The organism is 'Nostoc azollae' 0708, from assembly GCF_000196515.1.
GTDB lineage: Bacteria > Cyanobacteriota > Cyanobacteriia > Cyanobacteriales > Nostocaceae > Trichormus_B > Trichormus_B azollae.
The window spans coordinates 4794343-4807101 of the sequence record NC_014248.1; the positions used below are offsets into that span (position 1 = coordinate 4794343).

A 12759-nucleotide genomic window follows, 5' to 3' on the forward strand; every position below is an offset into this window, starting at 1 on the left:
CCACCATTCCTGTTCAAAATTGACTAGAGAATTTAGCATAACAACTGGTTTGACGCGCATCCAATTGATAAATATCGCTATCGTCCATTAAATTTTGTTCCTGATTCTGAATTGTCTTTATCACTAAGTATTCAGCCATCAGCAGTCGGCTTTCTCAGGCTAACACCAAAAATATCTATTTGATAATTGACCAATTTCTCAAACATTCTGACTCCTGACTCCTGACTCCTGAATTCTTACCTTCATCAAGTCTTTATTTTTTAATTTCTCGAACGTCTCATTTCTTATGTGACCAAACACAGTAATATAGTGAAAGGTGGTGATTAAAATTCTAGCGAAGATAAAATTCTATTCATATCATAGATTACTATACACCTCTAATGACCAGAGATTTGCTGTTTATCCATCTCATCTACTCGTCACACATTTAACAAAGCAACATAATTAAACCTTACTCCCTTCCCAGTATGAAATTAGGGGTGTGGGATTCGACCTTACGCAGAAGCATTATCCCTCTACCCTATTACTATGACCTTATTCTTTTAGTGGGAAGGGAGTAGCAGCGATTTTTTTCTTACTATCTTTACCAGTCAATAGTTGTTGTATAAGCTTTGTCAACATGAGTAAAATAATTCCGGCCATCAGAGTCGAAAATTTTAGCTTTTATTACGACACCCAAAAAATTATTGAAGATGTGTCACTGGATATTCCCCAAAATAAAATCACAGCTATTATGGGTCTAAGTGGTTGTGGTAAATATACTTTTTTGAAATCTCTTAATCGGATGAATGAATTACAAGAAGAGGTAAAAATTGAAGGTAACCTAGAATTTTTTGGGTATAATAATATTTACGGTCGTCGTGTCAACTTAAATCGGCTCGGCTGCGGCGTCAAATTAGTATGATTTATGTTATGCCAGACCACATCTTTTTCCTATGAGTATCTATGATAATGTTGCCTATGGCGTTAAATTAATCGGATGGCATCCAAAAGTAGAATTAGATGAGATTGTTGAATTAGCAGTTAAATCAGCAGATGTCTGGGAAGAAGTAAAAAACAACCTCTATAAATCTGCTTTAGAACTATCTTATGGACAACAACATAGATTGTGTATTGCCCGTGCTCTAGCAGTTAAACCGCAAGTTCTCCTCATGCATGACCTTTGTTCGGGGCTTGATCCGGTCACTACCATGAAAACTGAAGAACTCATCGAATGTTTACCTTATGAATTAACAATTGTATTTATTTCTTACAAAGTCCAGCAAGTTTCTCGTTTATCAGATTTCACAGCTTTATTTCACTACAATGAAAATCGTATTGGGCAAATTCTATAATTTGCCCCTACGAAGAAATTCTTACCCCATACTTTTAATTACCGCAGTCGTGATTATATTTCTGGAAGTTTCCGTTAAACAGGAGCTACTAACTTCCAACTTACCATCATCAAAATGGCATAAATGATAAACCGCAATGGATGTTGAGGAGTAATCTGGCAAATTTTTGCAGCTAATAAAAATCCCGGAAATGAGCCTAACCATATCGGTAAAACTAAACTCCAATCAACTGTACCCAAAGTAAAATCCCCAAGGGATGTAAACAGTAATAAAATGGCTGGTTGTGCAATATCTGTACCTACTAATTTACGGGTATCAAGCCGAAAGAAGCCAATCAAAACTAAGGCAAACATTGAACCAGAAGAGACACTAGTTAAACCAACGAAACAGTCTAAAATTTCTCCTATAGTTATAGTGAGAAATCGTCCCCTATTGGTTGTGATATCTAATTTTGGCAATTTAGGTAAATTGAAGTTGGGGAAAAAAGTTATGAATAATAATTGTATAAGTGCCAACAATGTGACTAACGAAATCATGAGCCCTAATAACCGCAGCAAAATTTGATCTAGATTATATTCACCACTCTGTCGAATCAGGTGTAAGATTCGCACCCCTACTAGTGAATTAGAAACACTACCCATTGGTAACCATTTGACAATTTCTGTGTCTAAGGTTTGCTGTTGACAGTGTTTAACGCTACCAACTAACATCATTAATGTGGCTGCTACAACATCAGAACTCACAGCAACAGAAGGTGCCACTTGGAAAACAAAAATCAACATGGGGGTAATTAGAGAAGCCCCACCAATTCCGGTTAAACCGACCATGATGCCAAGGAGCGAAAGCCACCAGAAATTTTCTGCTTACACTTCATCACCTGTAAATCACGTACCCTTCGGGACGCTATGCGAACAGCTTGATTATTGATAAAGGGAATATCAGGTTCAGTCAGAAACCGTAAAACATCAGCACGGAAATTTTGAAACCGCAAGAGCAGGTTATGAGCAACCCGTCGTTTTACCCGTCCGCGATGACCTTGACGAGTTAGGGGTGGTTGGTTATGTTGAAAACTCAACCCTCGTTGTAGAATTTGCTCATACAGTTGAATCAGACGAGCAACAATATCAGGAATCCTCCTTGGTATCCCAGCGTTACCAGCAGTGATGTTCGTAAAGAGAGCGATCACGCATATCACATCGAAGCTTTTTACCGTTTGCGGGTAAGCGATAATATTTCAGTGACTCCTAGTTTTTGGGTAATTCTTAACCCGGGAAACAATAGTAAAAACTATACACAGTATCTCGTCGTACTCCGCACCACATTCGATTTCTAATTTTCTAAATCATGATTTCCAGAATTAAAACCTGGATTGTAAGTAGAACGACGTGAAAAAAGAAAAGTATGTAAAAAAATGTAAATTAGCCTGAAAACCTCTGGCCTACTGCCTCTTGCCTATTGCCCTTCAGCTTCTCCAGTCGCACCCTGGGGAAAGGTGAAGTGCCTACATGGGGGAAACCACGCCACTTGGTTTATGCTGGGAAACCCTTCCACCGCAGTGGCTCCCCAAGAGCGCTGTGGTTGACCTCTTGCCTTGTCATAACGACAATTTTTAACGCCCACTTACTTATCAACAATCACCAACACCAATTACTTTTTTGCCGGAAAAGAAGGTGTGGGGTGTAGGCAAAGATAGTCTGTCCCACACCCTAGAATGCCTAATTCTGTATGGCTACGCTACGCAAGCTATCAAAAATCAATAATCCTATAGTGGTCTATTAAGGGCTATACTATCTAGTAGTCCACCAAGGTAATGTTGCTGGGTAAGCCCCTCTAATTGATAAACTAGTCAAAAAAGGGGTTGACCATGGCAAAAAAGTATGTTGTAGATTTAAGCAAAGAGGAAGTTTTACAACTGCAAGCAATCCTCAAAAAAGGAAAGCACAAAGCAAGAATTATAACCCGTGCAAACATTCTTTGAATGGCATCTGAGGGAGAAACAGACACGGCGCTGCCGCAGTTCGAGTTCATGTTGCCACGGTGGAAAGGACAAGAGAAAAGTTTGTGATTGGTGGATTAGACTTTGCTTTAAAGGATGGGGAAAATCCACCAAAACCCAAAAAATTAGATGAAAAACAAGAACCATTTTTGATTGCGACTGCTTGTTATAATCCGCCAGGAGGAAGAGTGCGTTGGACAATGCAATTATTAGCGGAGCATTTAGTGAAGGTTGGTATCATAGATTCCATTTCAGACGAAACAATACGCCAAACTCTAAGAAAAATGAAATTAACCCGTGGTTAAAAGAATAGTGGTGTATTCCCGAAGTTAACCCAGAGTATGTGTTCAGAATGGAAGATGTTTTGGATTTGTACAATGAGCCATATGATCCGAAAAAACCTACACTCTGCCTAGATGAATGCCCATATCAATTAGTAGAAAAAGTAAGACTTCCTTTGCCACCAGAACCACATCAGCCTGAAGGTTATGATTGTGAGTATAAACGCAATAGTATTGTAAATTTATTTGGCTTTTTTGAACCAATAGCCGGGTGGAGGCATATTGAAGTTACACAAAGTCGGACAAAAGCTGATTTTGCTAAACAATTAAAAGATTTAGTAGATGTTTATTACCCCCAATCTGATGTGATACCTTTACTTGTTGATAACCTAAACATTCATACTCCAAGTGTTTTATATGAAGTTTTCTCTCCACAAGAAGCAGGCCGCATTATTCGGAAATTAGAGTTTCACTATACTCCTAAACACGCTTCTTGGTTGAATCAAGTAGAAATTGAATTATCAGTTGTATCTCGCCAATGCTTAGAACGACGTATTCCTAATGTAGAAATATTATCTTCTGAAATTGCTACTTGGGAGTCACAGCGTAATCAACAAAAACCCAGTGTTTATTGGGGTTTTAAAACCAAGGATGCACGTCAAAAAATGCAGCGTTTATATCCGAGCACTTAACATAGCAAAATTGCATTGGCAGACTACTAGAATATATTGATAAATTCGAGGATTAAAGTATTTACATATCACAAAAATCTAGATTTTTAGTAAAAACTAAATCAGTTTTTTATAAGTATTAATTATCTTTTAATTTACTCATAAACTTCCATTTACCATTTTAAGTTCTCAAGCAAAATACATCTGAAAATAAAGAGGAATAGACATTGACTATACTGGTATTTCCTGTGCTAGTCTGGTTGGGATAATTTAGTGCAGGGTTACTACAAGCCTGAACTGGCTTAGGTGGTGGAGGGGACCAAGGCGATTTTGTGAGGTGGGCCAAAGAGTGTGCTTTTAGCTACGCCAACCACAGACATGCCTAAAATATTCTTCTGGAATTAAAGTGAAATAAATCACAGCGAACAAATAAAATCGCAAGACAAAGTATCTTCTCAAAATATCCTAAGAAGACTTGCACTCAATAATTTGTGGCTGGTGGCAATAAGCTGCTTAGGTCAGTAATCAAATAAGCAGGTATTGATTAGCACAGAGAATTATCTTAAATGGGAGTTGTAGGTATAAAACCCACCTTCCGCACCCTAACTGTCACAGATAGTAGTACACAATAACTAAAACTCCTGCAAGGAAGAAAAGGCTTAATGAGAATAGTATGATTAAAATGGCAATAGACTGAGAGAATAAAGTTTTGTAAAGAAGATAAAAGAAAAGAAAATTTAATGATTCAAAAATTAAATTAGAACAGAAGAAGAAATGATTTAATCACAACAGGAGTTGTGGATAATTCTGTTGTGAAATCAAAGGTTCAAAAAATGGAGATTCAAAACCTAGACCATTTAGGCATAGTAGCAGGAATAATAGACCCCATAGGAGTAGTAGAAATAATCCTTGAAATTGGAGAGAAAGTAAGTCCGGTTCATGTAGTAAAACCCATGATAATCAACGGGTTAGGATTTGTATAAAAACCCTTATATATGATATTTCCCTAAGATTTTGAAACAATCCCCTGTGACCATCTAATAGGACCAGGAGTAACACCAGAATATCTCAAGGATGATAAACTGGGGAGAGTCATGGATAAACTATTTATAAAAGGATTGGATAGAATATTTTTTATTGTCGCCTTAAAAGCAGCCCCAAAATTTGGAGTATCCCTATGAGCAGGCCATCTAGACTCATCATAAATGGACGTACATGGGCAATATAATACCAGCTTACCAGAAGTAATATTTGAGAGTCAAAAAGTAGGAAATAATCAAGAACTAGAAGAATTAGCAGTAAAATCACCAAAAGAAATAACCATTACCTACGGTTATTCTGGTGACCATAGACCGGAGTTAAAACAGTTCATCATAGAAATGATATGTTCAGGAGATGGAGACATACCAATATATATTTTTAAAACTAGCATCGGGAAACCAAGCAGATTCATCATGCTTTGCTAAAATAGCAGTAGAGTACCAAAAACAATTAAAAGTTAACAGTCTCATAGTAGCAGACTGGTCCTTATATACAGAATCAAATCTAAAAATGATGAATGATGTCAGATTTAAGCTGGTTATGTCCAGTGCCATTAAGCGTAGAATCAGCACAATCATTAATATCAACATTACCAGAACCAGAATTTATTGATAGTAACTTACCCGGATATAAACTAGCTTCAAAAACAGTAAATTATCCAGGAATAGAACAAAGATGGTTAGTAGTGCAAAGTCAAGAAAGAAGAGAATTAGAGCTGGGTAAGCTCTCACAAAAAATTACCAAGGCACAATCAAAAGCTGTGCAAGATTTGAAAAAGTTATCACCAGAAAAATTTGCTTGTGAAGCTGATGCTATCAAGGGGTTATCTAACCTATTCAAACAATTCAAATGTCACCAAATTAACCAGAGTAAAGTTACTCAAATCAAATCTAAGAAAAAAGATAGTTCAGGAGAGATATCCTCTGAAATATCAGCTACAGTCTCCCAGAATGAAAGTAAAATTAATACAGAATTTCTGAGGCCAGGGCCTTTTATTTTTGGTACAAACCTTTTGGATTCCAATGAACTTACCCATGACTCCATCTTGAGTGAATATAAAGCTCAATAGTCTTGCCAGAGAGGCTTTGCTTTTCTCAAAGACCCATTACTTTTTGCAGACAGTATTTTCCTAAAAAGTCCAGAGAGAATAGAGTCCCTGGGAATGATGATGGGTTTATGTCTGCTGGTTTATACTTTAGGGCAACGACAAATTAGAACCGCTGTGAGAGAGTCTAAATCAACAGTAAAAAATCAATTGGGCAAACCAACTAACCGCCCCACTTTACGCTGGATTTTTCCATGCTTTCAGTCTATTCATTTAGTTATACTTAACCAAGAAAAACACATCTGTTACTGGACTCAAGAGAGAGATTTCATTGTGAATCTTTTACCAGAGCATTGTTTTCCCTACTATCAATTAGTTACCTAGTTTTTATCTCTATTAATTTAATTTCTATCAGAAAATAACCTAATCTCTTTGATTTATAGCTCTATTTTACTATGTCCATAATTTCTTTTCTTACTTCGATTTATTAGTCTAAGTTATGATTTATCTCTTGAATATCTTCATTTATCTGTTGACTCCTCTGGGCGGTGTTCTTTCTTATTGCTCCTTATTGAGAATAGCTTTTGATGCTATTTTTAGTGCTTTACTGTTTCTCCAATGCCTTTTTTCACTGCATATGTTTGTTTTTATGCTCCCTTAGATTTTTTCTCTCCGTAATTCCTCTCTGTGGCACTTTATGGTGCCGAATGTGGGATAAAATATTAGACAGTTTGAAGATGGATAAAAGAAGTAAAAATGGAATTACGGAAATTATGCCAACTTCCAGCTATCCATTGACAAGGAAGATGTAACATAATTTCCGCATTTTCTGTTAACCAAAATTTACTGTTTCCTTTCATTGTTAAATTGACAACTTGTATATATAGAATATAATTCTACGGTAAATGATTTTTATCGATGCCTGTTTTGGGTTTAGCTAGGGCACACTTACTTTTTGCCCGACCTCAGAAAATCGCCTTGCTGCCGTTTTGACTTTACCCTGCCAAGGTTGTGAGCAACCGCCAGGCATATAACTTTCAATAAACTTGCCTAATGCGCTTTTGTTTCCCAGCTGGTAAATAAAACAATGGTACATCAGTGCAACTACCTTTTCAGGTGTAGAATAAAGGCCAATGGGTGCTGCTCGCATTGCTGCACCACTCTTATCACTACCAGAATAAATCTTGGCTAGAAACTCTTTCCCATACTGGATGCTAACTAAAAAATCGTAAAACCTACTTGCGTAGCCTTCTCTGGGATCACGTTTAAAGGCGTTAACAAAATTCTCTGCTAAAACTTCTGGTGCCCAGGATCCCTGGAACACAATAGTTTCAGCAATGGCCATGCTCATCTGCGTATCATCAGTATAACTGCCTGGGATGAGTCGATGACGGGGATGTTTAATGTATCGACTCAAATCATTGGCAAATATCATCTCATTGGCATATTCAAAACCAGCACCGTAGGCATCACCAATAGCCAATTCAAGCAGCATATTAATATTTCACTAAAAATGAACGGGCTAGGAAAAAGCTGGCTATAGTTTTACCATCTACAGGTTGTCCGTCACGAATGGCTGTTTCTAGTTCTTCAGGACTGAAAAATACTATTTCAATATCTTCATCTTCTTCCTGCTGTGGAGGTGTTTCCAGCTTTTCCAAATCTCTAGCCAAAAAAGCATAAAGAATTTCATCGGAATAGCCAGGAGCCAAGAAAAACTCTCCCAGTTTATCCCAATTATGAGCGCGGTAGCCTGTTTCTTCTTCAATTTCCCTTTTCACTGTTTCCAAGGGTTCTTCATTGGGTTCTACAGTTCCGGCTGGGAATTCTAACAATCTTCCCTGAACTGCAAAACGATATTGGCGTACAAGGATCAGTTTACCGTCAGAGGTGACGGGAATAGCCAGAGCGCCACCAGGATGACGAATGCACTCCCATTCTCCTTCAGACTTATTAGGTAAACGCAAGCGATTAACTTCAAAGTCAAACTTGCGTCCTTTATGAAACAAACGTTGCTTGAGTAGCTGTGGTAATTCTCTACCTAGTGGCATAGTAAAATTCTATTGTCTGCAAATACACAGAATATATACGGGGTGGTGTGATGAAATCAGGGTCTTTCTGGGTTGAGTGATGGTAAATTCTAACAGCCGTTGATTAATCCCAGTCAGGTAGGTGTTGAATAATACCAGTTTCTATCTCTTTCCAATTCGCTTTTCTTCCTGGTTGTTGCCTATAATGAATTGTCTCATTATAGGCAAATCTGGCAGCATCAAACCAATATTTAACCTTCTACCTTGGGGTAGGAGTCAGTTTTAGATAAATCTTCTTTGATTTTTTTAGAGTATTTTCTGAGTCCCTGCATTCGTAAGGAAAAGAGGTGAAGCATTGAGAGTAAATCCTGTGTGAGTTCTGATTGAGGGTAGTGTACAGTTTTCTCGAGAACCACGATTTGTGTACCGTTTTATTCAATCATGTACTGTAGGAGTTCAAATCCAAATCTTGCGAGTCTGTCACGACAGGCAACAATAAGCTTGAACTTATCTACTCGCAGAAGCCTGTCCAGTAAGGACTGCAATCATTTTCGTTTAAAGTTGAGTCCTGAGCCGATGTCTTTAATGATTTCTGCGTCTGGGTAGAGGGACTGCATATAGGCGATTTGTCTATCCAGGTCATCTCGCTGCTTTGAGGAACTGACTCAGCAGTAACAAATAGTGGTAATAAAGGTTGTAATAATTGAATCTTACGTCAGAGGCGATTCAATTATTACAACCTTTGCCGTACTGGATTTCTGATGCTTTTGATTTTAACCTTATCTGCATATCTCCTCAAATTATTTCGGTGCAATCCCAGAAACTCGACCGCTTTTCTGAGTGGTATATATGCCATGGGCAAATCGTAGCATTAGTTATTGATAGTTAGCAAATTATTGAGTAGTACCACCGTGAATTCAAAATGCTTCTTTCAGAAGAGCTACCCTAAGAAAATATCTCCTTCGGAGACCCTACACTAACAAAATTCAAAATGTATACGGACTGAGCTTTTCAGATATTTGGAATGGTTGATTTATTTACGCCGCACAGTACTAGTTATTTACCTTAACTAAATGTACATCAGAACAGTCAACCTCTGGCAGCATATTCTGAATTGTCTGCTCAGATACTGGCTCTATCCAAGTTGGGGCAATTTCAGCCAATGGGACTAATACAAAAGCTCGTTTATGCATCCGGGGATGGGGGATTTGAAGATTTGGCTCATTCAAGATTAAGTCATCATATAACAACAAATCCAAATCTAGGGTTCGCGGTCCCCAATGTTCCTGACGCACACGCCCAAATTTATTTTCAATAGTTAACAATGTGGCTAACAATGCTTGAGGTAGCATTGCTACTCGCAGTATGGCACAGCCATTTAAATAATCTGGCTGAGGTGGACCTATGGCTTTAGTTTGATACAAACTGGATTTGCCTTCGAGAATAATACCAGGAGTTTGGGCTAAAGTCTCTAGAGCCGCTGCTAAAATTACTTGGGGATCACCCATATTACTGCCGAGAGCGATCGCACTTCGCGCCGATTTGTTAGAGACATCAGCTATGGGTAATCTTTTCTCTATCTCGATAGGGATCAATCCTGCTTCATCGTTTGTAGTGGTTTCCAATGGTTTTGATGCCCCAAAAATTATTTAAGAATTTGCAGAACCCACTTTAATTAACAGTTTTGGTAATAACAAGGTTTGGTACTGAATTAACTTGATTATTTATGGGCTATTATACTAGCACGAAGTTATTGCCCCAACCTGGCATTCGTACAAGGCAGTTAGGTGGCTATAACTTATTGAGAGAAAAATTAATAAATCTTAAGTAGCTCTGATGAGGAGAAACTGCTCTTGCCTCTTGGGAATCATTAAAAAGACGAGGAATGCACACATGAAAACTTACTACCGACAATGCTGGTAAAGGCGAAGCATTTACTGAGCCAGATGTCGAGTTTATCATCTGGGATGGTTGCTAGAATTGGTAGGAGCGATAAACCTTTTTATCGTCGGGTTTGGTTTTGGACGGGCTTAGGTTTAGGTGGTGGGATAATTGCTATTAGTTATGGTATTGGTGCCATAGATAGTTCTTTGCCAGATAAATCTGAACTCAATGCGGTTGTGCGGGAGCAAACACTAACTATTAAAGCTGGTGATGGTACTGTTCTCCAGCAGCAAGGAGAAGTGACGAGAGAACAGCTAAAGCTAGAACAAATTCCAGATGACTTCCAAAAAGCTTTTATCGCTTCAGAAGACCGTAGATTTCTACAACACAGTGGTGTGGATACTCAGGGTATTCTCAGAGCAGTTATAAATAATTTGCGATCGCAAAATGTGGTCGAAGGTGGTAGTACCATCACCCAACAGGTAGCACGAATCCTTTTCCTCACCCAAGAACGGACAATCTGGCGCAAACTCAAGGAAGTTCGTCTGGCGCAGAGAATGGAGCAAGAACTCACCAAAGACGAGATTTTAGAACGTTATCTCAATCTGGTTTATCTGGGTTCGGGTGCTTATGGTGTAGGAGATGCGGCCTGGGTTTACTTTAGTAAATCAGTGGATCAACTAACCTTATCAGAAATGGCCACCATCGCCGGACTGGCTCCTGCGCCTAATGTTTATGCCCCAGACAAGAATCCAGAAGCAGCCCTAGAAAGGCGAAATATGGTGCTACAGAGGATGCAAGAAGACGGAGTAATTAGGCCAGAAGAAAGGCAACTTGCATCCCAAGAAGCACTCACAGTTAAAAGCAATTTACCCAGACGCTTTCAAGTCGAGTTCCCTTACTTTAGTACCTACGTTCAACAAGAATTACCAAAATATGTTTCGCCTGATGTGTTAGCAGCAGGAGGGTTAGTTGTAGAAACCAGCTTAAACCCGACTTGGCAAAAGGCGGCAGAAGCAGCAATTGCTAAAACTCTAAAACATCAAGGCAGATGGGAAAATTTTAAGGAAGCAGCTTTAGTATCGATCGATCCTCGCCATGGTGAAATCCAAGCAATGGTAGGTGGTAAAGATTTTAGCAAAAATCAGTTTAATCGTGTCACTCAAGCACAGCGCCAACCAGGATCGACATTTAAGGGATTTGTCTATGCTACAGCGATCGCAACAGGTAAGAGTCCCTATGACAGCTATCTAGATGCACCATTAGTAGTAGATGGTTATGAACCAAAAAACTACAGTGAAAAATTCTACGGTTGGATGAATATGAGAGATGCTCTCACCCGTTCTATTAACACAATTGCAGTGCAAATATTAATAGATGTGGGATATGAACCAACTATTAAATTAGCCAAAGATCTCGGGATTAAATCAGAACTCAAGCCGACCTACTCTTTAGCTCTTGGCTCCAATGAAGTCAATCTCCTAGAATTAACTAGTGCTTACGGTTCATTTGCCACACAAGGCTTACATACAGAAGTACACGGTATTCGTCGTATCCTCAACCGTCAAGGTAAAGTAATCTGGTCTGCTAATTTTCAACCCAAGCGAGCTTTAGATGCTGATAGCACAGCCATTATGACCTGGATGCTACGCAACGTAGTCAATAACGGAACTGGTGCTGCAGCCCAATTAAATGATAGACAGGTAGCAGGAAAAACCGGGACATCAGATGAAGCCCGTGATTTGTGGTTTATTGGCTATATTCCCCAAGTAGTAACAGGAGTTTGGCTAGGTAACGATAACAATCGCCCGACTTATGGTAGCAGTAGTAGCGCCGCTTATACCTGGCATAAATTTATGGAAAAAGCGATTGAGGGAATGCCAGTAGAAAAGTTTCCTGAACGACCTAAATTAGAAAATCGCAAAGGCACAATTAAAGCTCAGCCTATCAAACCAAACAAAATTGTTCATAGTTCTATTTCTGCTGATAATGATGAAAAATCCGATGAAGATAACACCAAAAATGATGATTCATCAAGAAGACGCAGACACAGAAAAACTAATAGTGAAGTAGAGCAGCAATCAGACTATACCCCAAGACGCAGACGGCGATACAAACAACAAGAAGAAGATACAATCTCCAAAAGACAGCGCAGAGATGAAAGCTCAAGTAGTAGCTCTTCTTCTGGACGGCGCAACCAAGGTCAAGAATCTAACTCTTCAGGTTCTTCCTCTGGTAGAAGTAATAGTCCTGCCAATTCTTCTCCATCTCAACCTTCTTGGCGCGAGCGACTAAAACCAGGTTCTTCTTCATCTTCTTCATCAGAGTAATTGGGTGTAGGGATGTAAGGGTGTAGGGGAAATAACTTATTTCTCCTGATAGCGTATCCTTTAGGGGAGTTGTAGACATAGCATGACTTTAGCCATACTACTTTTTCCCTCTCAAAGATCAAGTATTTCCAACCTATGAGAGATGTA

At 38.8% G+C, this 12759-nt stretch carries 8 protein-coding genes and 4 pseudogenes; 6 read left to right on the forward strand and 6 right to left on the reverse strand.

Going from position 1 to position 12759, the window contains the following annotated elements:
* Window positions 1–619: 619 nt before the first annotated feature.
* Window positions 620–1412, forward strand: a pseudogene (locus tag AAZO_RS22375) (ATP-binding cassette domain-containing protein).
* Here AAZO_RS22375 and AAZO_RS22380 read toward each other — a convergent pair.
* Together AAZO_RS22380 and AAZO_RS27680 are read right to left on the reverse strand one after the other, a co-directional pair.
* Window positions 1409–2161, reverse strand: coding sequence for a sulfite exporter TauE/SafE family protein (locus AAZO_RS22380; protein WP_013192912.1), 753 nt, complete (start codon window positions 2159–2161; stop codon window positions 1409–1411). The pseudogene AAZO_RS22375 and the gene AAZO_RS22380 overlap by 4 nt on opposite strands.
* Window positions 2149–2520: a hypothetical protein gene (locus tag AAZO_RS27680; RefSeq protein ID WP_049790908.1), complete on the reverse strand. Its 372-nt coding sequence runs from the start codon at window positions 2518–2520 to the stop codon at window positions 2149–2151. The genes AAZO_RS22380 and AAZO_RS27680 overlap by 13 nt, the downstream gene beginning before the upstream one ends.
* Before the next feature lie 27 nt (window positions 2521–2547).
* On the opposite strand from AAZO_RS27680, the gene AAZO_RS41790 reads away from it, so the two are divergent.
* The 4 genes and pseudogenes from AAZO_RS41790 to AAZO_RS39950 all read left to right on the forward strand — a co-directional run bounded on the left by AAZO_RS41790 (window position 2548) and on the right by AAZO_RS39950 (window position 7029).
* Window positions 2548–2667 (forward strand): carbohydrate porin, encoded by a 120-nt coding sequence (locus AAZO_RS41790; RefSeq protein ID WP_266889724.1) that lies wholly within the window; start codon window positions 2548–2550, stop codon window positions 2665–2667.
* Between the two features lie 531 nt (window positions 2668–3198).
* Window positions 3199–4303: pseudogene (locus tag AAZO_RS44235) on the forward strand (IS630 family transposase).
* Between the two features lie 812 nt (window positions 4304–5115).
* A pseudogene (locus tag AAZO_RS44240) lies at window positions 5116–6752 on the forward strand (IS1634 family transposase).
* 115 nt (window positions 6753–6867) lie between these two features.
* Complete coding sequence (locus AAZO_RS39950) at window positions 6868–7029, forward strand: hypothetical protein (RefSeq protein ID WP_081462863.1); 162 nt, start codon at window positions 6868–6870, stop codon at window positions 7027–7029.
* A gap of 61 nt (window positions 7030–7090) precedes the next feature.
* On the opposite strand, the pseudogene AAZO_RS34445 reads toward AAZO_RS39950, so the two are convergent.
* The 4 genes and pseudogenes from AAZO_RS34445 to folK form a co-directional block, all read right to left on the reverse strand.
* Window positions 7091–7246 (reverse strand): annotated as a pseudogene (locus tag AAZO_RS34445) (ISLre2-like element ISCst1 family transposase); the annotation flags it as partial.
* Window positions 7247–7305: 59 nt separating this feature from the next.
* Window positions 7306–7863, reverse strand: coding sequence for an ADP-ribosylglycohydrolase family protein (locus AAZO_RS22405; RefSeq protein WP_049790909.1), 558 nt, complete (start codon window positions 7861–7863; stop codon window positions 7306–7308).
* A 1-nt stretch (window position 7864) separates the two neighbouring features.
* Complete coding sequence (locus tag AAZO_RS22410) at window positions 7865–8419, reverse strand: NUDIX hydrolase (protein ID WP_013192914.1); 555 nt, start codon at window positions 8417–8419, stop codon at window positions 7865–7867.
* A gap of 1031 nt (window positions 8420–9450) precedes the next feature.
* A complete protein-coding gene (gene folK / locus AAZO_RS22415) occupies window positions 9451–9990 on the reverse strand; it encodes a 2-amino-4-hydroxy-6-hydroxymethyldihydropteridine diphosphokinase (RefSeq protein ID WP_420807077.1) in 540 nt (179 codons plus the stop codon).
* Window positions 9991–10311: 321 nt separating this feature from the next.
* Here folK and AAZO_RS22420 point away from each other — a divergent pair, with 321 nt between their 5' ends.
* Complete coding sequence (locus AAZO_RS22420) at window positions 10312–12612, forward strand: transglycosylase domain-containing protein (RefSeq protein WP_049790910.1); 2301 nt, start codon at window positions 10312–10314, stop codon at window positions 12610–12612.
* The last annotated feature ends 147 nt before the right edge of the window (window positions 12613–12759 follow it).

Excerpts from the sequence above, each read along its gene's own strand:
- AAZO_RS22420 (WP_049790910.1), top strand. The coding sequence starts at position 10,312 with ATGCTGGTAAAGGCGAAGCATTTACTGAGCCAGATGTCGAGTTTATCA.
- AAZO_RS39950 (WP_081462863.1), top strand. The coding sequence starts at position 6,868 with ATGATTTATCTCTTGAATATCTTCATTTATCTGTTGACTCCTCTGGGC.
- AAZO_RS22410 (WP_013192914.1), bottom strand. The coding sequence starts at position 8,419 with ATGCCACTAGGTAGAGAATTACCACAGCTACTCAAGCAACGTTTGTTT.
- AAZO_RS22405 (WP_049790909.1), bottom strand. The coding sequence starts at position 7,863 with ATGCTGCTTGAATTGGCTATTGGTGATGCCTACGGTGCTGGTTTTGAA.
- AAZO_RS22380 (WP_013192912.1), bottom strand. The coding sequence starts at position 2,161 with ATGGTCGGTTTAACCGGAATTGGTGGGGCTTCTCTAATTACCCCCATG.